Origin of the sequence: Acinetobacter sp. YH16040_T (assembly GCF_024605785.1) — a bacterium.
Taxonomy (GTDB): Bacteria; Pseudomonadota; Gammaproteobacteria; order Pseudomonadales; family Moraxellaceae; genus Acinetobacter; species Acinetobacter amyesii.
The window spans coordinates 2,224,855-2,244,977 of sequence record NZ_CP094541.1; the positions used below are offsets into that span (position 1 = coordinate 2,224,855).

The 20,123-nt window shown below is 35.9% G+C and carries 23 protein-coding genes; 10 read left to right on the top strand and 13 right to left on the bottom strand.

Translation table 11 applies throughout. The annotated features are described in order from the left end of the window. The 3 genes from MST16_RS10950 to MST16_RS10960 form a co-directional block, all read right to left on the bottom strand. Window positions 1-2,298, bottom strand: coding sequence for a hypothetical protein (locus MST16_RS10950; RefSeq protein ID WP_180092608.1), 2,298 nt, complete (start codon window positions 2,296-2,298; stop codon window positions 1-3). A 1-nt stretch (window position 2,299) separates the two neighbouring features. Next, entirely contained in the window at window positions 2,300-2,839 is a 540-nt protein-coding gene (locus MST16_RS10955; RefSeq protein WP_180005596.1) for a hypothetical protein, read from the bottom strand. A gap of 216 nt (window positions 2,840-3,055) precedes the next feature. Beyond that, a complete protein-coding gene (locus MST16_RS10960) occupies window positions 3,056-3,268 on the bottom strand; it encodes a helix-turn-helix domain-containing protein (RefSeq protein ID WP_180005595.1) in 213 nt (70 codons plus the stop codon). A 133-nt stretch (window positions 3,269-3,401) separates the two neighbouring features. On the opposite strand from MST16_RS10960, the gene MST16_RS10965 reads away from it, so the two are divergent. Continuing rightward, complete coding sequence (locus tag MST16_RS10965; protein WP_180092605.1) at window positions 3,402-4,196, top strand: hypothetical protein; 795 nt, start codon at window positions 3,402-3,404, stop codon at window positions 4,194-4,196. Between the two features lie 337 nt (window positions 4,197-4,533). Here the strand turns inward: MST16_RS10965 and MST16_RS10970 are convergent, their stop codons facing one another. Beyond that, complete coding sequence (locus tag MST16_RS10970; protein ID WP_180092602.1) at window positions 4,534-5,781, bottom strand: integrase family protein; 1,248 nt, start codon at window positions 5,779-5,781, stop codon at window positions 4,534-4,536. Between the two features lie 962 nt (window positions 5,782-6,743). Here MST16_RS10970 and MST16_RS10975 point away from each other — a divergent pair. Then, on the top strand, window positions 6,744-7,313 hold the full coding sequence (locus MST16_RS10975; RefSeq protein ID WP_180012152.1) for a 1-acyl-sn-glycerol-3-phosphate acyltransferase: 570 nt from the start codon (window positions 6,744-6,746) through the stop codon (window positions 7,311-7,313). A 302-nt stretch (window positions 7,314-7,615) separates the two neighbouring features. After that, window positions 7,616-8,368, top strand: coding sequence for a YebC/PmpR family DNA-binding transcriptional regulator (locus tag MST16_RS10980; RefSeq protein WP_078189042.1), 753 nt, complete (start codon window positions 7,616-7,618; stop codon window positions 8,366-8,368). Between the two features lie 89 nt (window positions 8,369-8,457). On the opposite strand, the gene MST16_RS10985 is transcribed toward MST16_RS10980, so the two are convergent. Beyond that, on the bottom strand, window positions 8,458-8,928 hold the full coding sequence (locus tag MST16_RS10985; RefSeq protein WP_067763303.1) for an Lrp/AsnC family transcriptional regulator: 471 nt from the start codon (window positions 8,926-8,928) through the stop codon (window positions 8,458-8,460). A gap of 484 nt (window positions 8,929-9,412) precedes the next feature. On the opposite strand from MST16_RS10985, the gene MST16_RS10990 reads away from it, so the two are divergent. Next, complete coding sequence (locus tag MST16_RS10990; RefSeq protein ID WP_180012148.1) at window positions 9,413-10,741, top strand: hypothetical protein; 1,329 nt, start codon at window positions 9,413-9,415, stop codon at window positions 10,739-10,741. An 81-nt stretch (window positions 10,742-10,822) separates the two neighbouring features. On the opposite strand, the gene MST16_RS10995 is transcribed toward MST16_RS10990, so the two are convergent. The 5 genes from MST16_RS10995 to MST16_RS11015 all read right to left on the bottom strand — a co-directional run bounded on the left by MST16_RS10995 (window position 10,823) and on the right by MST16_RS11015 (window position 13,666). Beyond that, a complete protein-coding gene (locus MST16_RS10995) occupies window positions 10,823-11,587 on the bottom strand; it encodes a glutathione S-transferase family protein (RefSeq protein ID WP_180012150.1) in 765 nt (254 codons plus the stop codon). A gap of 108 nt (window positions 11,588-11,695) precedes the next feature. Beyond that, window positions 11,696-12,181: a transposase gene (locus MST16_RS11000; RefSeq protein WP_227554803.1), complete on the bottom strand. Its 486-nt coding sequence runs from the start codon at window positions 12,179-12,181 to the stop codon at window positions 11,696-11,698. A 47-nt stretch (window positions 12,182-12,228) separates the two neighbouring features. Then, entirely contained in the window at window positions 12,229-12,534 is a 306-nt protein-coding gene (locus MST16_RS11005) for a transposase (RefSeq protein WP_257245635.1), read from the bottom strand. Window positions 12,535-12,654: 120 nt separating this feature from the next. Continuing rightward, window positions 12,655-13,221, bottom strand: coding sequence for an IS630 family transposase (locus tag MST16_RS11010; RefSeq protein ID WP_111886146.1), 567 nt, complete (start codon window positions 13,219-13,221; stop codon window positions 12,655-12,657). Further along, complete coding sequence (locus tag MST16_RS11015; protein WP_004973749.1) at window positions 13,211-13,666, bottom strand: helix-turn-helix domain-containing protein; 456 nt, start codon at window positions 13,664-13,666, stop codon at window positions 13,211-13,213. The genes MST16_RS11010 and MST16_RS11015 overlap by 11 nt, the downstream gene beginning before the upstream one ends. 149 nt (window positions 13,667-13,815) lie before the next feature. Between MST16_RS11015 and ychF the strand changes: the two genes are divergently transcribed. Both ychF and MST16_RS11025 read left to right on the top strand, forming a co-directional pair. Continuing rightward, window positions 13,816-14,907 (top strand): redox-regulated ATPase YchF, encoded by a 1,092-nt coding sequence (gene ychF / locus MST16_RS11020; RefSeq protein ID WP_078189045.1) that lies wholly within the window; start codon window positions 13,816-13,818, stop codon window positions 14,905-14,907. Window positions 14,908-15,180: 273 nt separating this feature from the next. Next, window positions 15,181-15,573: a hypothetical protein gene (locus MST16_RS11025; protein WP_257223002.1), complete on the top strand. Its 393-nt coding sequence runs from the start codon at window positions 15,181-15,183 to the stop codon at window positions 15,571-15,573. A gap of 63 nt (window positions 15,574-15,636) precedes the next feature. Here MST16_RS11025 and MST16_RS11030 read toward each other — a convergent pair whose 3' ends face one another. Next, window positions 15,637-16,176 carry a DUF962 domain-containing protein gene (locus MST16_RS11030; protein WP_180012090.1) on the bottom strand — a complete coding sequence of 180 codons (540 nt, stop codon included), beginning with the start codon at window positions 16,174-16,176 and terminating at the stop codon, window positions 15,637-15,639. A 100-nt stretch (window positions 16,177-16,276) separates the two neighbouring features. Between MST16_RS11030 and MST16_RS11035 the strand changes: the two genes are divergently transcribed. Continuing rightward, entirely contained in the window at window positions 16,277-16,984 is a 708-nt protein-coding gene (locus MST16_RS11035; RefSeq protein WP_168379643.1) for a Crp/Fnr family transcriptional regulator, read from the top strand. Between the two features lie 96 nt (window positions 16,985-17,080). Here the strand turns inward: MST16_RS11035 and MST16_RS11040 are convergent, their stop codons facing one another. Next, window positions 17,081-17,239 carry a hypothetical protein gene (locus tag MST16_RS11040; RefSeq protein ID WP_180133541.1) on the bottom strand — a complete coding sequence of 53 codons (159 nt, stop codon included), beginning with the start codon at window positions 17,237-17,239 and terminating at the stop codon, window positions 17,081-17,083. A gap of 434 nt (window positions 17,240-17,673) precedes the next feature. Beyond that, complete coding sequence (locus MST16_RS11045) at window positions 17,674-18,153, bottom strand: hypothetical protein (protein WP_180004110.1); 480 nt, start codon at window positions 18,151-18,153, stop codon at window positions 17,674-17,676. Between the two features lie 103 nt (window positions 18,154-18,256). Between MST16_RS11045 and MST16_RS11050 the strand changes: the two genes are divergently transcribed. The 3 genes from MST16_RS11050 to MST16_RS11060 all read left to right on the top strand — a co-directional run bounded on the left by MST16_RS11050 (window position 18,257) and on the right by MST16_RS11060 (window position 20,094). Beyond that, window positions 18,257-19,009, top strand: coding sequence for an AzlC family ABC transporter permease (locus tag MST16_RS11050; RefSeq protein ID WP_078194362.1), 753 nt, complete (start codon window positions 18,257-18,259; stop codon window positions 19,007-19,009). Beyond that, entirely contained in the window at window positions 19,006-19,353 is a 348-nt protein-coding gene (ygaH, locus tag MST16_RS11055; protein ID WP_078189050.1) for an L-valine transporter subunit YgaH, read from the top strand. The genes MST16_RS11050 and ygaH overlap by 4 nt, the downstream gene beginning before the upstream one ends. 123 nt (window positions 19,354-19,476) lie before the next feature. Next, window positions 19,477-20,094: a hypothetical protein gene (locus tag MST16_RS11060; protein WP_180012092.1), complete on the top strand. Its 618-nt coding sequence runs from the start codon at window positions 19,477-19,479 to the stop codon at window positions 20,092-20,094. The last annotated feature ends 29 nt before the right edge of the window (window positions 20,095-20,123 follow it).

Consider the following 20,123-nt stretch of genomic DNA (forward strand, 5'->3'; position numbering starts at 1 on the left):
TTAGCCCACCACCGATTTTAATTCAAGCCTTTTGAACAGATGATTTACTGCATATTTAATATCAGTCAAGTAGGTATAAGGCTGTAAAGATGAGTATTTTGAAAATCCAATTTCATTTTGTTGATCGTGCGCATACCAACTCTTAAAAATCGCGTCGGGCAATTCTAAAAAATTCCTTACAAAATGCCGCGTCCAATTGGGATATAACTCATCAATTTCAGGAAAGTTTTCTGATAAATAAGATGCTATATGCTTTTGTGTAAGTGGCTCCAATGTGAAGCTCATGAATTCTGAACCTTTCTTCCAATAAGAAAGGTAATAGTTATGATCTGCTGTATTAGCTAGCTCTAAGGCATTAATGTTTTTGATAAATTCATCATAATGCTGTAACTCATTAACAACGAATTCGATCAGTGGTGAATAACGACCATGTGGACGAGATCTACTGCTCTTATCATGGATATATACAATATTAGTAATAAAATCAAAGTTTTCTCTGATACTAGATGCACCTATAGCAGGACGTGCACCTGAAGACAATAAACAACAAAACCAGATCCAAACACTGAAAGCATTAAATTTTTCAGCAATGTCTTGTTCTTCTTTTAAAACTTGGACAACTTTTAAGTTTAATGTATTTAAGAATTTTTTCGCTTTATCAAATGACCATACACGCTGACTTCCTACGCGGGCTTGCTCTTCTACTTGAATAAATTGCGGACGATCTAAAACATTTACCTCGTTTTTATTTTGAAACCATAGATATATATACTGCTCATATACCTCATTTAAATGTTTATAAGAAAATCCCCCATACGCTAGATCAGGTTGGTGTGAAACCTGTCTACCGATTAAGAAATTTTTCGTAAGATCATCTTTACATATACGGTTCAAATGAAAGGAAAGTTGTAAAGCAATTGAAGTAACTGATATCGGGCCTATACGACGATGATAAAACCATTCTGATAAAGACTTTTCGAAATCTGTATTCGTTAGATTGGAAAGGTTAGCCTCTCTAATTCTATCAATCCACATAGCAGGAATTTGAAATGCCCAAGTTCTATGCTCGTTATATTTATTGTCTTTTTTAGCAATTTGACCTTTCAAATTTTTATTTACATTTGCATCAACGATCCACAAATAATAGGCACGATTGGAGCTACGTTTTAATTGCTTAGTTTTTAGCAATTGGTCGATATCTTGAAATATAACGGCACTCTGCCCGGTAAAGATTGACATCAAGCAACAAGCTGCTTTTGCAGATTCCATGATATCTTTGTTTTCATGAAGTTGGTCAAGTAAAACCTGGTTTACAATTTTTAATAAGGGTATGTCCAAATAGTAAATATTACTCACCGTTGGTTGCTGAGTTCTATCTATATGACGATTCAATTTTGGATGTGAGACAAACGGTGCTAATCTGCGCGTATCTTCATTTAGATTATAATCATACTGCTTAAATACCTTATCTTCATCAACTTCATCATCAATACTATCTTTGTCATCTGAGTAATCAGACTGACTCTCGGTGACTAAAGGCGGGTTATTATAAGTCTGCGGATCAACGGCTAAATCTTCAATACTATCAATCTGATCCGTTTTTTTAATTCTTACATTGTTGTGATAAAAGATATCCTCAACTGCGATTCTGTACTCGTCTAAATACCTTGTTAGAGATTTGATTATATTTTCTGAAACATTAGCATCAAGGCGCTTACAGAATTCTGTGACATGTACATTTTGGGCTTTTGCATAAGTATTGAATTCTTTAATGGTCTTAGCCGTATGATCGAACTCAATAACATGATTAAAATATTGAGAAATTATAGGTAAAGCTTCAGAAAGAAAACCTTTAAAACTTTTTTCCATCATTTTTAAAATTAGATAGAAATTATAGTTTAGCCTTTCAATTTTAGCTTGAGAGTTCTCTATATTGGACATCAACCCAACTAAAAAAATTACAACATTAAAAATTTTCAAAATATTTTGGTTAATCGAAAGTTGTTTTTCTTTATCTATAACATCCGAATCTTCAACATTTTTATATAAAATGCAGATACTTGATGACCCCAAAATATTCTTATATTGAGTCTTAGATTTATTTATTTTCAAATATGAATATATATCTTCACATAATACTTTTAATTCTCTCATGAATTCATCAGTCATATAAGTATTATGAAAATCCTTTACACCACATGAGTCCAATACAACCAAATCCCCCCTATATGAAGATAAAATTTTAGTTAAACAATCACATCTTGATTCAAAAATTTCTAAATTCAATTTATTATTCATTTCAGCATTCCATATTATCAAGTTTATAGTTTTCAAAAATATTTCTAGGTAATTTAAAATAATTTATAAAATCTGTTTTATAAATTATTTTAGGAATATGATATTTATCCCTCTTCAAGATTTCCTTATTAATTAAATAAAATAAATTTTCATCTTCTAATTTAGTTAAATAATCAAAAAGTTCCTTATAGAAGTTAATTCTATATTCACATTTTATTTTGTGACTTTGAAGATAAGTAAATAGCTCTAACCAAAAAATATAGTTAGCTTGATTCTTAAACCAATCTTCATGACTTTTGCCTTCAATGGATAAAAGATACGTATATTGAGTAAGGCTCAAATAGTCTTTCATAACGCGATTAATCATTGAATTTTTCAGTCGATCTTTTACCTTCTTTTGCTCACTAACTCCAACAACAGTAAGTTTTACTGTCTGCTCGACTAGATTGGAATATTTTCTTAGCGAACGTTCAATTAAATTAGTTTTTTTCAAACGCGATAGCTTAAAACTCTTCTTTGTTTTAGCTTGATTTTTGGACATTATTAACTCCAAATTTAACCCTCTAAAAATTTCATAAAGCCTTTTTTTGAGCATGACAAAGCTTAGAGCCTAAATTGAGATGAAATTTAAGCTAATGATATTTTTAAAAAATTACGGATAAAAATTTTATGGATGAGCTAGCATCTCTTGTTATTGCATGTCTTTTTACATTAAATGTAATTAACCTAATAAACAGGAAAAACTAGCTCAATTTTTCTAGACTTCTTCTTTGACACAAGCAAATTTATAGACTTCTGCTTTACTCCATCGAAGACTACGACCATGCCTAATAGGACTTATTGGTCCGTTTTCGTACAATGCCCATTTACGCAAAGTTTGTTCTGCATATCCCAGCAATCTCGCTGCTTCTTTCGTAGTTAGCAAAAGTCGATCTTCAGTGATCTTCTTTTGCCTATGCTTAAGTACCATATCTTTCTATTCCAATTGATTTAAGGATATAAAAGCACATTAAAAATAGTAAAGAAATTGTAATTTTAAACACCATTTCATTACTATTTTTCGTATAATCATACCTATTAATATTAGTAAAGCTGAATGATGTATGGGCCGACCACTAAGAACTAGGATAGATTTTGCAAAAACAATAAGCTGGTATGACTTCTTTTATAATAAATTATTAAATTCCGGTGAAATTAGAAATGAATTTGGTTTAGAGAAGTTACTTTATAAGGAACCAAAAAATGGCTATGTAACAAATTTATTTAAAAAATATAAATTTGGATTATCAACACCTAAAGATGATTGGATTAAAACAGTAGATTCAAAATGTATCGGCTCATCTCATATTATCAATCATCCTATATGGAAAAATTTAAAATATCGAACCACAGAAGAATATTTAATACTACTAGAACTAAACAATCTTCCTGATTATATAATTGAAAATTTAATACAAAATAGACATATAAAAGGTTTTAATAAATCTGATTTAGAAAAAATAGCTAAATATGGCTCTTTAGATAGCCTGTGTGCATTATATTTATTACATCAGTGGGGATATACTATTGGAAGTACAAGTCTAGTAAATGATTGCTGCTCACTAATTATAAACAATTTAGAATTAGTGTTAGAAAAAACCACTTATCTTCAGCGATCACATATATTTTTATTTGATGAAATATGTGATCAGATATTTATTATGGAATTAAAGGGATATAATCGACCACTTAAAATTAAATTAAATTGGCGACAATACAGAAATAGTAATTGGGATATTGAAATTCGAGAAAAATCTAAAAAAATTGAAGATGAGCTTATTTCCCACCCAAAAACAAGCCATTTAATACCTTGCATAGATGAGAGCCTTGCAGATCTATATAAAAAGATTTTAGGATAAAGAGACTTTATTAAAAATCGTATTCTACGAGTATTACTATTTACCTACAACTTCTAAATGAATAGTAATACCTTCTAAAAATAAAAGAATCTAATTGCAAAAGATAAACAAAGATGCCATTAAACTTATTACTATAGAACTATTCAATATATTAGACTTCTTCCGAAAGTATGTTTTACTTAATTTTTAAATCAGCTAAAAACCTTATAAAATATAGCTCGCGACTGTTTAAATTTTACTAACGCAAGTGGTCTATTATATAAAGATAAAATCTATATTTTCTCTCTTTTTTTTTGGTAAAAATATTTTAAATTGAAATAAATCGCTTATTTTTCAACTAAATTGACGATATTCCAACACAATTCAAAATCCAATTCTCATATTCTTGTAGTGTTTCGCGTAGCATATCCATTGGGCGTACAATGTAATGCCTTTCAACTAACGCACTTGGCTTATGACCAGAAATCTGTGCTAAAGATCCTTCATTAATTTGAGCCCAAATTGCTAACGTTTTATACGACCTTCTTAAGCCATGGGGGGTAAGTACAATATTTAATTTTTTACATATTTTCTCTAAGCTATCGTAGGGATTAACAATATAGCCACATTCAGAGTCCTTACTGCTAAATACAAATTCAGAATCAGAATTTTTCTTTAGCTCTAATAAAAGAATTTCAACAAATGTTGTGAGAGGGATTAGGCGACCTGTATCTTCAATTTTATCTTTTACCTTTGCAGTTTTCCAACGAAAATCGACATCTTTCCATTTTAATGAAAGTAACTCATTTTTTCTGCAACCGGTGATTAAACTACATATCAAAAAAATTGCGATTTTTCTATTAGTTAACTTATTGACTTCTTCAAACCAAGGTTTTAGGTGCTGTTTCATTAAACAATCATTTTTGGCTTTTGGAGAAGGGACTTTATCTTTAACCTTTTTAGAGTTATATGATTTCGGAGGCACTAGATTCTCATAATCCTCATGTTCCTCACACCAATTGAGGAAAGCTCGTGTGAGTCGATATGCTTTACCTGATGTTGTTGGACGGTAGTCATTTTGATCAAGCCAGTCACAAAATACATCTGCAGTTAATTCAGAAAGTTTATAATCAAACAGTTGATAAATGGGTTGACTGGCATACACACTTTTTCTTTCAGGATCATAACCACCTCTCGATAATTCGATATGATCCTGATAGCTTCTTGGCCGCCAATTAGGTTGCCTTGCTGCTAAATATTCATACCATACGTCTTTAAATTTAATAGTCTTACGTTTTTCTTGTTTTAACAACTCTTTATTATCAGCTAAAGCCTTCTTACGCTCAATAAAAGGATCAATGCCTTTATTGCACATAATCGCTAATTCTTGTGCATATTTACGAGCATCTTCTAATTTCCACGTATTAACATCGCCAATTTTGATACGGCGATTTTGAAGTCCAATACGGCCTTGGAAAATGTAGCTCTTATTATTTTTAGGTGTAACTTTAACGCCGAATCCAGGTGTTCTTTCATCCCAAAAAAAAGTTGGTTTGGTCTTATCTGTACAATCAATTTTGTCTATAGCTGGTTTTGTAAACTTCATTCTAGTAAGCATCTGGTAAGCAAATAGTACTAAAAATCAATATATATCAATCAACAAAAAGAGTGAACAGTAAACTTTAAAAATTTATTAAATAGATGATATTATTAATTATATTCACTTAAGTCGTTGATTTTTTATTTTTATATTAACGGACTCATAATCCGTTGGTCCACAGTTCAAGTCTGTGTGGGCCCACCATATAAAACAACCCCTTACGTGCATTAATCGTGAGGGGTTTTTTAATGTTAAAAGCTAAGTAAAGTTTGTCTAAGCCTTTAAAAGATATGGCAGATAACATATAGATACGTACAAAACTTCAAGTCAACTTGAGTAAGCTACGATTGGTTAATACGAGAAGTAGGTTATAAAGAAATACATTCAAGAAAAATTTAAAAGCTTAAGTTCTAGATACCCTTAAATAAAGTCACGATTTGTTATACTTAAAAGGTATTATTTTATTCATTATAAGCAAATGTTTTTTGATTCATGACATTTAGAAATACTATATATTTCACACTTTAAAAGCACAAATATTAAGACTCAACCTGTTCAGGCTTTCTTAAGTCCAAATAAAACTCAACAATTGACCAAATAACAATCAAAGCAAACATAGCAACAGCGAATAACACAGCAGTTAAATAAATCATGCTTGAGTTCTCCGTTAGAAAACGAGTTAAGACCAACAGGTTAAAAATTTTAACCTACGACAAAAGTCTAATAAGAATTTCTGACGGTGCCTAGCCATATTTAGCAAATTTTTAAGAGTATTTTTATCTATGATGATAGCTTTGCTATATAAAATTTAACCGATTTATTGCTAAAAAGTATAATTCTTCAATCCCCCCTTCTTATTCCGATTTGAAATATATGCATAATTCAGATCAAAGCTCACTTAAATCCTCTTGACTGATGATCCAAACAAGCAGAAATTACACCTTTTTAAAATCACCGTACCACCGACTATGTTGAAAAAGTTTATTGGCGAATCTGCATTTAAATTGGCAGGCTGGAAATACCACGTAGAGCCTGATGTTTTAGAAAATAAACAAGTGATCGTCGGCTTTGAACACACCTCAATGATGGATGCTGTTCTTTCACTGGCCCTTTGCCAAATTTACGACATTAAAATTCACACGCTGATTAAAAAAGAACTCTTTAAAGGTCCATTTAAACCTGTTCTTGAAGCGATTGGCGGTATTCCTGTAGACCGTAAAGCCAATAAAGACATCGTGACTCAAATGGTTGAGCATTTTGAAGCCAATGAAAAATTTAATTTAGTCATTGCTCCAGAAGCGACACGAGCAGAACATGGTGAAGCACGAAAACCGATTCGCACAGGCTTTTGGTATATCGCTAAAGCTGCAGGTGTGCCAATTGTATTAATGTATGCCAACTCAAAAACCAAACAAGGCGGTATTTTCGGTAAGATTTACCCAACTGACCTCGATCACGATTTAGCTTTAATTAAGCAGCTCTATAAAGATAAAGTAGGTTTAGACATCGTGATCCCAGAACCTAAAAATAAAGACTAAGTGCCATTCACGTTTTTTTAAGATATACGTACTTAAAGATATAAATGTATCGTGCTCCATGCATTGTACATTTATATCTTCCTTTTATAACAAGATCACCTCGCTCCTTTCAGCCCAATTCTCATCATAAGAAAAATTACAGTACGAGCGTTTAGACATTTCGCATTATTTTCTCAAATTTGGATATTTTTTTTTCAACTACTCAATTCCTGAAATCCAGTACTTTCACACAAAAAAGCCATTATGGTAGAATTTGCTCAATTTGATAGGCATAAGGCCAATCTACAAGGAGCATATTTCGCATGGCGGGTCATTCCAAGTGGGCTAATACTAAGCATCGTAAAGCAAAACAAGATGCGAGCCGCGCTAAAGTATTCACAAAATTTATCCGTGAAATCGTGACAGCTGCACGTTTAGGCGGCGGTGATGTAGCGTCTAACCCACGTTTACGTGCTGTTGTTGAAAAAGCATTAGTTGCAAACATGACACGTGACACCATTAACCGTGCAATCCAACGTGGTGTAGGCGGTGAAGAAAATGCTGATCTAAAAGAAGTCACTTACGAAGGTTATGGCGTTGGTGGTGTTGCTGTCATCATTGAAACAATGACTGACAACTTGAACCGTACTGTTCCTGACGTTCGTCACTGTTTCTCTAAAACTGATGGTAATTTAGGTACTGCAGGTTCAGTGGCTTATATGTTTACCAAACGTGGTGAGATTACTTTTGAAGATGTTTCTTTAGAAGATCAAATCATGGACATCGCTTTAGAAGCGGGTGCTGAAGACATCGAAGTGGACGAAGAAGAAATTCTAGTTATCACCACACCTGAAACTTTCGGTGAAGTTCAGGATGCGCTAGCAGCAGCAGGTTTAAAATCTGATAACGCCGAAGTGGTCATGAACCCTTCAACTAAAGCGTTAATTTCAGATATCGAACAAGCGAAAAAAATCATCAAAATGATTGATATGTTTGAAGATCTAGACGACGTTCAAAACGTGTATACCAACGTTGAATTTACAGATGAAGTGATGGCTGAATTAGAAGCTCTATAATTCAATCGAGTGAAGTATAAAACGCACCCTTCGGTGCGTTTTTTATTGCCTAGCTTTCAACTGTTTGAGTTTATATATGAGGGCTGCATTTAAACCTTATTTAATAAGCCATTACAGTTAAAAACATTATATTGTTTAATTACAAAGCTCGAATGTAATGCGACCACATGTTCAATTTTACCAATGCGTTTGAGTAAAATTTCACTATAGTTTTCCATATCTCGTGCAACGACTTCCACAATAAAATCGGCAGACTGCCCTGTCACTAAAAATGCATTGATGACTTCCGGAATACTTTCAAGTTCTTCTAAAAATTTAGCAAAAGTATCTGTATCATGTTTGCTTAAGGACACCTGTAGCAGCACATGCAAACTAAAGCCCAATTTTTGATAATTAATTTCACGTTTTAGACCACTGATAATATTGTGATCAATCAATTGTTTGATCCGACGATGAACTGAACTGACCGATAAATTCACTCGCTCTGACAGTTCATTTAAATTGACATCTTCATGGGTCAAAATTTCTAAAATTTGTTTATCAAAACGGTCTAGTTCCATCAGTCTACTCCAGCCATTTTTGAAAACAGTGCTGATGATCCAGATTCATCAAACACCTGTTGTCATTTTCAATGTTATTTTAAGTTTTAAAATCAGCATTTATGTGCAAGTTTTCTCATGTATAGCATGATTTATTAAAAATAATAAAGCTCATATGCATTATGAACATAATAATTTTCATATATATCGTGTTTAAATGAATGTTTTTTCATCAAAGTTTAGTTTTTATATTCTAAATAACGCCTTTAGACAACCTACCAATAAAGCTTCAAAAATGCATTCCATTGATCTGAATAAATCAATTTCAGATAAAAGGGAAAGATATTTTATTTATATTTTTCAATTTTTTATTTTTACTTTATTTTTCAATGTGCGCTCTATGTCACATTTCTTTTTTTTCACTTATTTACTTGGTTTGGTAATTACATTAAAAAATAGCGGCGGTTCATAAATATACAAAAAAAACAAAAACGGAAGAATAAACATGGCAATTAAATCACTGAGTTCACTCAGCTCAAAATTAAGTTCTGTACTAAGCCCTTCCCTACAGCTCAGTACAATTAGCAGCACGGTCAGTAACCTACTTAGCCCGCTTAAACCTACAACCAATATCACGGATACGCTGACAGGATTATTGGGTAATTTAGGTGGCACAAAGTCTTTTGATTTTAGCGCACTGACTAAAACGCTGCCCCAAGTGATTAGCACGATTCAAAGTCTTACATCCAATAACGGTTCAAATTCGGATGCACTCAAGACTTTGATGACAACACTGCAACCGCTCCTACAAAATTTAGGTGGCAACGCTGGCTCAACAGAGATGAATCAGTTGGTTCAATCCTTACCTACCATTGTCAACAGCTTGCAAAGTTTACTGAGTAGCACCAATAATCAAGGTAATCTTCCTGACAATATTAGCAGTGCTGTAAATGCCATCAAACCATTGCTTGCTATGCTTGGAAGCGCAACTGGGTCAACGGATTCAACGCAAATTATCAATACACTCAGTCAAGTTTTAGAATATGCGCAACCCATTATTCAGATGATTGGGAGCTCGTCTTCTGGAAACATTGACTTTGGGCAAATTGCACAAGGTGCAACGAGTGCCCTCCTACCTTTATTAGCCTCAATCAATAAAGATAACTCAACTATTGATATGGAACAGTTGAGCCATGCTTTACCGACTGTGATTGGAAGTGTGACCAATCTAGTGACCGCCATTTCATCAGCCAACCAAGGCAATATCCCTGAGACCATTTCAGGGGTGATCAAAGGACTTAATCCGCTTTTAGATTTACTGGCAAAAAGCGATGTCATCGATACGGATCAGGCTCAAACCGTCAAAGCGATTTATGATGTATTAAATAGCGTGAGCACCATTTTGGATGTGGTCAACAATCCAGCCTTACTGACGCTTTCAACTAATTTAAATCAAGTGATTGACTCGTTGAAACCAGTCATTGCTCTGATGGACAGCAATGGTGAAGCGACTCAGTTCCTCGATCAACTGACCATTCCAGATCTTGGCGATTTACTTGGCAATCTTGCTCCTGAAAAAATTGATCTTGGTTCTATCACGGATCAGTTCAACCAATTGACTGAAAACCTCACGGGCCAATTACCGAATATTAATGACCTATTGGAAAATTTAGGTTCTGCTCAAGGTGATTTTGATATCTCCACCATCATCCCAAGTATTAAGGATGCGCTAGGCAATATATTCTACCCTGTTATGCCGCTGAATACTTTACAAGCCGATAGTATCAGTCCAGTGCTGAATATTTTGGATATTCAACAACAAAGCTATATTTAAGGATTGAATGTCTGATGAAAAAGCGCGCTGTTAGGCGCGCTTTTTTAAAGCAGTATGACGCAAAGTTTTCATATAAAGAGCTTATACACCACGCCAATCTACACGTGCGTTACGTTCTGTTTGGTATATACGTTGCACATATTGACCTAAAGGCAAATCGCTCAAATAGGCTTTGTAAGCTTTAAACTCTTCTGACAAGGTTTCGCCATGCTCTTTTTCCCACGGCGTTCCAACAATCTCTAATATCGGCGCCAACATTGAACACACTGCAATATCAGCCAAACCTAATCGGTCGCCTACAAAATAACGCCCACCTTGTTCGATCAGACGTTGATTTAAATCAACCACAATTTCGTCCAATCGCTCACGTGAAGCCGCAACCTTATCCGTATCTAATTGATAACCTTTAGAAACCAGTGCCTTTATAATGGGCTTGGAATATTTTTCAAACTGACGTAAATAGCCCTTTTCACCAATTAAAATATCAAGTGATTCTTCACTTTCATTTAATACATGTGCCAACCCCCAACGGCGCACATGTTGGCCTAACTCAATGGAGAGTTCATTAATTTCTAAAGCGTCTTCACGCAGTTTGACATCTGGACGGATCAGACTATGTTCGGGGTAGGTCGCATCCAAGTAAAAGGCGATTTGAGTTGAATCTGCAACCCAATGATCTTGATCACGTAAAATCGGTAATTTGTTTTGCCCTGTTTTAAGCTGTGCAAATGCACGATGTACACCCGGCATTAAATTATGAGCCACATAATCCAACTCTTTATGATCGAGTAACCAGCGCGCCTTTTCACAAAAATGTGAGAGTGGAAACTGGTAGAGAGTTCGCATAAATGCTCCAAGTTTTTGTTGTAACTGTGGTTTATAAAACCCAGTAATTTTATAGGGATACTTTAGTCACTGTGTTATTGAAACACAATGTCATTTTTGCACCTATAGCTAAATACCAAATAAATCATTACAGTAATCTTTAAATAATTTATCAATATCTTTAACTCTAAACTTAGTTCGAATCGCCTTGACTCGTGACCACATATTTTCTATTGGATTTAAATCTGGACTATATTTAGGAAGCCACACAATGTAATGGCCTGCACAACGTATCAACTCCTGAAGTCTTTTCCCTTTGTGAAAGGTCGCATTGTCCATAATCAAAACACTGCTTTCTTTCAACTTAGGTAATAAATCCTGTTCAATCCAACATTCAAATACTTCTGTATTCACAGAACAATTAAACACACCAACTGTCAACAATCTATTTTCGATAATTGCACCGATCGCATTACTGCAATTCTTCAACTGCCAGTTAAATTCACCTTCAGCACGTGTTCCTTGAAGGCTATAACTATGAGTTCTGGTACTTTCACTTTGAAAACCACTTTCATCTATGTAAATCAGAGGCAATTTCCCTTCTAAACACTCTATGAGATTTTGAAATTGCTGACGTTGATTTTGATCTGCTTTAGGATGCTTTAACGTCTTTTTTTACGCGATATTCCTGCGGCATGTAATGCATTAAATACCGCATGAGTGCTTACTCCTAAACGTTCAGCTCGCTCATACTGATAATCATCAGGATATTGTTCAACACCCTTCAATATTTGCTCTCTGCTAATTTTAGCTGGACGGCCAGGAATAGGTTTGTTTGTAGTGGACTTTTTCCAGTTCTGAATCGTTTGTATACAGATGTTAAAATGCTGTGCTGCTTTTCGCACAGACATTTCATCTCGAATCATAATTTCTATGACTTTGTCTTTAAAATCTTTTGAATATCCCATATCTCTATTGTTCTATAGTTTTTAGGATTTGGCTATATTCTGCATCCGTAGTGCAACTTAAGCTTTATTCAGACGTGAATTTATCTCGATCTCAGCGCGATTCAATAAGATAAGTTGTCATTAAAAAGTAAACATGTATTCTTTTCCGAATTGGTTTGATACTTTCTCCACCCATTGCTCTATTTTATCAGCTGTCATGACTTGAAAATCTCGCCAATAATATTTCATCTGCTTCCATACCATCTCGATTCGATTTAACTCAGGGCTATAAGCTGGAATAAAATACAGATTCGTCGAAAAGTTAGTTTTAAGTAGCTCTCTGTAATCAGCCATCTTTTTACTTCTATGAATCGAGGCATTATCAACAATAAGAACCAATGGAAGGTTATACGTCTGTTTAACTTGTTGAGCTATTCCAGTTAAATAGGCATAAAACCAAGTGCTTGTAACTGACTCTTGTAAACAACTTGTCACCAGTTTCCCCGTTGAAAGCAAACACCCCATGACATTAACTCGTTTTAATCTTATTGCATCAACCGCATGAACATTACCTATCTTTGTCCACGCATAGCGGTTATCAGGTGTAGATGAAAACCCTGTTTCATCAACATAACCTAATATAATTTCACCACGTGCCGCTTGCTCTCGTAATTCTTCAATCTGCTGTGTTGCTTGTTCAAATACAATCGGATCTCTTTTTTTTCAAGCTATGACGGGTACGCTTGAAGACCATACCTGAATCACGTAAAAACTTACGAATGGTTTCAACAGACACGGACACTTCGTATTCTTCATGTAGTTTGACTCGGATTTGTTCTGCATTGAGTGGACTTGTATTGACCCAATCTAAGATTTTCGCCTGATAGTCTGAGATCAATGTATTGGGTCGACCTGAGCGATGACCTTCTTTAATCGATTCAAACTCATACAATTCCCAACGTCGGCGTTGTAGCCTTATGGTTTCTGGGATACGTTCTTGTAGAGTGGCAACTTCTGCAACACTTTTACCTTCGGAAAGCCAGAGAATAGTTTGGGCACGTTGTCTTTCACGCCAATGTTTTGCATGTTTGGCCAGAAAAATGAGTCGTTCTCGCTGTTCTAAACTAAGTGGTACAGAAACAATCCGAGGCATGTGTGAACATCTGTTAACTAAAAAAACCTTTTCGCATGATTAGTTATTTTTGTCAACTTATACATTCTCCTGCCCATATCACCTGACTTTATTATGGCTTTCATGTAAAATCATCCACAATTTTTTTATAATACTTTGTGAGTTATTTCATGGGTTTTAACTGTGGTATTGTCGGCCTGCCGAACGTTGGTAAATCAACGCTTTTCAACGCATTAACCAAAGCTGCGATTGCTGCTGAAAACTTCCCATTCTGTACAATTGAGCCAAATACTGGGATTGTACCTGTACCTGACCCACGTATGGATAAACTTGCTGAAATTGTAAACCCACAACGTGTTGTCCCAACCACGATGGAATTTGTGGATATCGCAGGTCTCGTTGCTGGTGCATCTAAAGGTGAAGGCCTTGGTAACCAATTCTTAGCCAACATTCGTGAAACGGATGCTATTGCACATGTTGTACGTTGTTTTGAAGACGAGAATGTCATTCACGTAAATGGCAAAATTGACCCACTTGACGATATCGCAACAATCAACACTGAACTTGCACTTGCTGACTTAGAAGCTGTTTCTAAAGCAATTACACGTCTAGCAAAATCTGCAAAAGGTGGCGATAAAGAAGCGATTGCGACCAAAGCTGTTTTAGACAAAATCTTACCTTTACTGGATGAAGGTAAACCTGCGCGTGCAGCTGACCTTGATGAAGATGAACGTAAATTGGTGCGTGGTTATGGCTTCTTAACCCTTAAACCAACCATGTATATTGCCAACGTTGCAGAAGATGGTTTCGAAAATAACCCTCACTTAGAAGCAGTACAAAAATTAGCTGCTGAAGAAAATGCGATTGTGGTTCCACTTTGCAACCAAATCGAAGCAGAAATTTCATTACTTGAAGACGAAGACCGTGCGGAATTCCTTGAAGCTTTAGGCATGGAAGAACCTGGTCTAAACGTAGTTATTCGTGCAGGTTATGGCTTACTCGGCCTTCAAACATACTTCACAGCTGGTGTACAAGAAGTTCGTGCTTGGACAGTAAAAATTGGTGCAACTGCACCTCAAGCTGCAGGTGTGATTCACACTGACTTCGAAAAAGGCTTTATTCGTGCTGAATGTGTTGCCTACAACGACTTCGTTCAATACAATGGTGAAGCTGGCGCTAAAGAAGCAGGTAAATGGCGTTTAGAAGGTAAAACATACATCGTTCAAGATGGCGATGTTTTACACTTCCGTTTTAACGTATAAAACAGCACCCATAAGAAGCCAGCAATTTGCTGGCTTCTTTAATTTTAGGCAAATGATGAAGCCAAAAAATAAGCATATTTAAAAACTTAAAACCTGCTTAAAAACAAAATTATATCGACACGAATACATGATTTGGTTGCTGAGTCACCACAGTGCAACGACTTAAATCGCTACCGTTCTGCTATAAATTTACTCATAGGCACTAATGCCTATTTTCATAGAACAATAGCAATGAAAAAAATCAGCAAAATTCTAACAGCAGGTATCTTTACAATGCTTAGTGTAACTGCGTTTGCATGTCCACAAGGCACCAAACTTACAGGTGGCACAGGTGCAAACCATAAAGGTGGTACTTGTGTTTCCATTGCTAAAGATGCAAAACATCAGGACCGTACTGCTACACATGCAGCACAAGTTGCACAGCATGATGCAAAAGTCGCTCGACACGATGCAAAACAAGCCAGCCAATTGGCTCAGAGTAAAGTGAAACATAATCAAAAATTAGCAAAACATGATGCAGCTCAAGCACAGCATCTTGCAACACAAGCAAAATCAGAAGCTAAAACTTCAGCCCATGCTGCCAAAGCTGCAAATACTGACGCAAAAGCAAAAATCGCTGCACAAAAGGTCGCAGCGGAACAACATAAAGTTGCTGTGAAATCCTAAACAGTTGAGAATCAACACATCGCAAAAAAAGCCGGAATTATCCGGCTTTTTTATTCAACTCATTTATGGTTGAGCAATATGTAATGCTTTTGCATCCATCTCTGCACGCTGTCTTCTTGCTTCTGTCAACATGCGTTGTTCAAGCTCTTTACGAAAGCCGAGTAGAAACACAAATTCTGCTAGGACAAATAAAGGCCCTATTGCCAAGCCAATAACATCATCCATAAACGCAGGCTTTTTCTTTTCATAATAATGACCGATAAATTGGATGATCCAACCCACAACAAAGATCCCCACACTCCAGATCAACCATGACATAAGGCTCATTTTTGCGATCATTAAGGCTAAGGGATATGTGACGGCAAACACCAAAAGCATAATCAAACCGAAAATTTTATCTAAACTCAGGTAATAAATGACACTGGCAATAATCAACAACAATGCAAGGGTCAGTTCAAAACCTGAAATCATCAGCCCTGCTCGTGCGGTTAGACACATAATCGAAAATACAATAAGCGGAATACCCACAAAATGTGTCAGCACATTTTTTCGATCCAAATGATATGCTGCATATTGGCTTAGCAGCTTTTCAAGTTTGCTCATCAACTTACTCCTTGTTCATTCACTCATTTCACTATATAAAAAATGCATCAATAAAGTTGTCATCTAATAGACAAGTTGGACCATAAAATAAGGATATGCTGTGCTGGACGCTCAATATGTGCATCAACTCAATAAAAATGTGTGGTATTCAGGCTTAAATATTTCCTTCCAAGACTTTATCTGCCGCCATGCCCTGACCTTAACTTTCGAAAAAGACGCACGTGTTTTTTTATCAGGACAGCGTTTTAATGGTATGTATGCGGTCTTAGAAGGCGCAGTTCGCTTAGGCTATATTGATATTCATGGCAAAGAAGCGATTGCCGCCATTGCTGAGCCGATTATGTGGTTTGGCGAAATATCCTTGGTTGACCAATTACCACGTTCTCACGATGCCATCTGTACCAAAAAGTCCACCTTATTACACTTACCGGCTCAAGCAATTCAGCAATTATTACAACAACACCCTGAGTTTTGGTTTCATATTGCCCAGCTCACCAGTCAAAAACTTCGCTATGCCTTTATGGAACTCATAGCCTTACAAACGCAAAGTTTAAGTCAACGTCTCGCACAGCGTCTGCTGTTTATTTTAAATGGATATGGAAATCATTTGGAAATTGAGCAACACACCATACACATCTCACAGGAACAACTCGCGCAACTGATGAATTGCTCAAGACAATCAGTCAATCAGGAGCTTCAGCAGTTGGAAAAAATGCAGGTGCTTCGTGTAGCGTTTAAACAAATTGAAATTTTAGATCTAGCGCAGTTACATCAGATTGCTCATGCACTTCCTGTGCATGATGTCTGACATTTGTGATTTAAATAAGTGCATTTAATTGCACCAGAATGATTCTTTATAATTATTTTGCTTTTATTTGTGGCACTTCGCTTTATCGAATTTTGATCAAGACAATAATTGGCAAACATTTACACTGTCAAAACCATTTGTACATGCTGCAACTTCTTGAGTTGATGCTTCTGATTTGTCTTCAGTTGCTGCTTGTACATTGACTGCTGTAGTCAAAACAGCCAAAACCGATAACATCATTAATGTTTTTTTCATCTTAATCACCTATTCAACGTCTTTAATTTAATTTACATACTTCATCTTTTACGCAGTTATTTTTACATATTTTATCAAATACTGATAATTTTAATTTTTTATCACATTATCTATACTTCGTATTATTAATATTTTAAAAATATTAATTAAAGGGAAGGACAGACGACTGGCGTTCTAAAATGGAGTATTTTTTATCACTGAATCTTTATAAAAAATAATTATGTACTTAATAATCAATGCTTTTTATCTATTTGACTTCAAAAAACAACCATACAATTTGGAATTTAGCTCAATACCAAGACAGCAGTCTGATTTAATTTTTATATGAAATAGCGATACTTTGAGGAGGATTTTCCAATCCTCTCTTATAGATTTATTCTTGTTTTTTGATATTTTCCAAAAAAAAGCAGTGAATCTTCACTGCTTTGATCGGGTTAAACGCCTACTTTTTTCGGATCGGTATTTCCAAGTTCAGGGTTTTCAATCGCACCTTTGCATTGATTTTTATCACGCTCATAATCAGCTTGCTTCTGTGCAACAGTCGAACTCTGATCAATGCTTTCACGTGCCCAAATTTCCAGACTTGTTAAAGCCTTACGACACAGTGCATATTTACCTTCAGTCACAGAATCGGTCATTTTGACATTGATACGCCATTCGGTACTCAATTTACGCGCTGGAATACGAACTTTCTCTTCCATCTGATCGACTTGTTTTGCATAAACAATCGGATCGACTTCATTGATAAACGCCCAAGCTTTGGCAGCATACTCCGTTGCATCATTGGTTAATTTAGGTGCTGCTTTAATTTCGACTTGAGCTTGTTCAGCTCCATCATTACCACAGGCCTGCAACAACACCGTGCTGCTCAATAATGAAACAATCAGTATCCCACGCATCTTTAACCTCTGCATATCCGGCTCATTTCAGCAAACATATTCGGCAATATGCTAGTGAATTCGCGTACAATACTCAATCATCATTTGACCTGTTGTTCAACTCTTTCAAAGGTGTGTCGTGTCTGAGCACAAACTTCCTACAGTTCAGCCTGCGGGTTTTTGGCAAGGTGCTAAAGATAGTCAAGCCATTATCTTTACCTATCTTCCTGTTTCTTTTGCATTTGGGGTGTCCGCGACTCAATTTGGTTTCACTGCGTGGGAAGCCTTATTTTTATCATGCTCTATGTATGCAGGTGCCAGTCAGTTTCTCGTCGTTGCTTTACTTGGAAGTGGAACATCTATTTGGATGACTGCTCTTACTGTAATTGCCCTCGATATCCGCCATTTACTCTATGGCCCTGCCTTACAAAACTTGATTCAAGACCGACTCAATTTAAAGAAAACGGCAGTTTGGGCTTGGGGTTTAACCGACGAAGTTTTCGCATCAGGCATGATCAAACTGTCGCAACGTCGTCAAGAATGGTCAGAATCTTGGATGTTAGGACTCAGCTTATTTAGTTGGCTGTCTTGGGCAACAGGCTCATTTTTAGGCGGTTTATTTGCCGATCAAGTCAGCAACCTTCCACAATTTTTACAAGCCGCACTCGACTTCCTACTGCCTGCATTGTTTTTAAGCTTTTTACTCGCAGCATTTGAGAAAAAACATACATTTGTGGTCACGGTTACAATTATTGTTTCTGCAATTGCCTGCTACTTTATCGACTTGTCTGCCGCGATTTTTATCGGTATTTCTTCTGGTATTTTTGCCGGTTTATTCAAACATTATGTCTTAAAAAAACCTGATCCTGAACATATGGGTGAAGCATCATGAATCTAGAAATTATCTTGGTCGGGATCTTGGTCGGAATTGCGAATTTTGCATCACGGTTTGGGCCATTTTTTGTAATTCAGAAATTTCAGCAAGGTTCACAGCAGCGTGGTTCTTTATGGCTCAAAATCGCTTTGGGCTCGATTGGCATTGCCGCAATTAGTTCAATGTTGGTGGTTGCAACCTTACCACCTTTGCTTGAGACACCAAATAAAAGCTTTGCCATGTTGGTTGGTTTTGCTGTGCTTGCAGGCTTGTATTTCAAGTTTAAAAAAATTGTCCCTGCTACACTGACTGCGGCACTGACTTACGGCTTAGTCTATACCTATATACCTTTTCATCTCTAAAGCTGAGTCAGCGACAATCCAAATAAAAACCTCAAGCACAAGCTTCTTCAGCCTGTGCCTTTTAATTAGCAATATTTATGAGATAGTCAACGCATAACATAAAAATCTAGCGAAACCCCATAGATGGCAAAGTACCATTGTATTCAAGGCAAAATTTATATTCATTCTAGACAACCATCTAAATTGAGTTGGGGACTGCATAGGCCCATCGAAAGCGTATATTTTCAATGCTTCATTCAAAGCCAGCTGTTCAGTGGTAATTTCTGCGCTGTACATTGCCAACCTGCAGATCTGATCCGCGCCATTTATATAGAGAAAAATCAGCAAAAGACGATTGTGGGCTTATATAACTACACACAGCAGATTCTGCACTTACATCCACGCCGCCTGATGTTTTCACACATATCGATACCCCGCTTGTTTAGCAATTTTCTGCAGCTGACCGACTTCTTATTGATTTTTCTATTGTGTATTTTCAGCATTGGCGCATGGCTCAATTCATCATTTCACCTTCTATCGGTAGCTGCAGACGCGCTCTATTTCACTGCCATTTTAATTAGCTTAATATTGATTATATGCATATGCGCCGTACCACTGCTCGGATTGCTGTACTGGCCCAACTTCCGTCAAACATCTGTGCAGCTCCGTGCACTGCAATGTGCAAATTTGGATATTGAGCCACTCCCTGCATCTGTAAAAAATGTAGGCATATTTAAAGTGAATTTAACTAAAAACAACTAATTACCACTTTTTAAAGATTTTAACAGATA

Bases quoted from the DNA above. Each gene is read 5' to 3' on its own strand.
- MST16_RS10975 (WP_180012152.1), top strand. From the start codon at position 6,744: ATGTTGAAAAAGTTTATTGGCGAATCTGCATTTAAATTGGCAGGCTGG.
- MST16_RS10970 (WP_180092602.1), bottom strand. From the start codon at position 5,781: ATGAAGTTTACAAAACCAGCTATAGACAAAATTGATTGTACAGATAAG.
- MST16_RS11040 (WP_180133541.1), bottom strand. From the start codon at position 17,239: ATGAAAAAAACATTAATGATGTTATCGGTTTTGGCTGTTTTGACTACA.
- MST16_RS11015 (WP_004973749.1), bottom strand. From the start codon at position 13,666: ATGCCTCGGATTGTTTCTGTACCACTTAGTTTAGAACAGCGAGAACGA.
- ygaH (WP_078189050.1), top strand. From the start codon at position 19,006: ATGAATCTAGAAATTATCTTGGTCGGGATCTTGGTCGGAATTGCGAAT.
- MST16_RS10985 (WP_067763303.1), bottom strand. From the start codon at position 8,928: ATGGAACTAGACCGTTTTGATAAACAAATTTTAGAAATTTTGACCCAT.
- MST16_RS10990 (WP_180012148.1), top strand. From the start codon at position 9,413: ATGGCAATTAAATCACTGAGTTCACTCAGCTCAAAATTAAGTTCTGTA.
- MST16_RS10965 (WP_180092605.1), top strand. From the start codon at position 3,402: ATGGGCCGACCACTAAGAACTAGGATAGATTTTGCAAAAACAATAAGC.
- MST16_RS11060 (WP_180012092.1), top strand. From the start codon at position 19,477: ATGGCAAAGTACCATTGTATTCAAGGCAAAATTTATATTCATTCTAGA.
- ychF (WP_078189045.1), top strand. From the start codon at position 13,816: ATGGGTTTTAACTGTGGTATTGTCGGCCTGCCGAACGTTGGTAAATCA.
- MST16_RS11005 (WP_257245635.1), bottom strand. From the start codon at position 12,534: ATGGGATATTCAAAAGATTTTAAAGACAAAGTCATAGAAATTATGATT.
- MST16_RS10960 (WP_180005595.1), bottom strand. From the start codon at position 3,268: ATGGTACTTAAGCATAGGCAAAAGAAGATCACTGAAGATCGACTTTTG.
- MST16_RS10980 (WP_078189042.1), top strand. From the start codon at position 7,616: ATGGCGGGTCATTCCAAGTGGGCTAATACTAAGCATCGTAAAGCAAAA.
- MST16_RS11045 (WP_180004110.1), bottom strand. From the start codon at position 18,153: ATGCAGAGGTTAAAGATGCGTGGGATACTGATTGTTTCATTATTGAGC.
- MST16_RS10955 (WP_180005596.1), bottom strand. From the start codon at position 2,839: ATGTCCAAAAATCAAGCTAAAACAAAGAAGAGTTTTAAGCTATCGCGT.
- MST16_RS11025 (WP_257223002.1), top strand. From the start codon at position 15,181: ATGCTTAGTGTAACTGCGTTTGCATGTCCACAAGGCACCAAACTTACA.
- MST16_RS11030 (WP_180012090.1), bottom strand. From the start codon at position 16,176: ATGAGCAAACTTGAAAAGCTGCTAAGCCAATATGCAGCATATCATTTG.
- MST16_RS10995 (WP_180012150.1), bottom strand. From the start codon at position 11,587: ATGCGAACTCTCTACCAGTTTCCACTCTCACATTTTTGTGAAAAGGCG.
- MST16_RS10950 (WP_180092608.1), bottom strand. From the start codon at position 2,298: ATGAATAATAAATTGAATTTAGAAATTTTTGAATCAAGATGTGATTGT.